Here is a 433-nt window from a genome sequence, read left to right on the forward strand (position 1 = left end):
CCTCAAAAACTTCTACTAAAGGCGCAGGGGGTGTTTTACAAGCGAAAAATAACGTAATTGCTAACAAAAGAAAAATGACTTTTTGAGGCTTCATATCTTATTTTCGGTTAAAAAACAGTGTTTCAAAAGCCCTATGCGCCTTGTTGAATCAATGTGGCAACTTTGCTAGAATAATAAAATGAAGTCACTTGGTATAAATATTGGTTCAACCAGCCTGAAAATGGCTTTATTGGAAGACAATAAACCCGTATGGACGGCTTTTACTCCCCACGAGGGAGATTTCAGCGCGGCGGTGCATAAGCTTTTGGCGGAGGGAAAAGTCCCCGAAGGCATTCCGGCTCTTGTAACAGGCAACGAAGGTCGCTTTATGTTCGATGTCAGTGGCACGTTGGAACCGCTCTGCGTTGAGGCGGCGTTGCGAAGCCTTCAAATT

The 433-nt window shown here is 43.9% G+C and carries 1 protein-coding gene; it reads left to right on the forward strand.

The features are described from left to right. Positions 1-178: 178 nt before the first annotated feature. Positions 179-433: hypothetical protein (locus ACYVTD_RS17005; protein WP_461248827.1), on the forward strand; the 255-nt coding region annotated here is incomplete at its 3' end.

The organism is Treponema sp. R6D11, assembly GCF_054786075.1.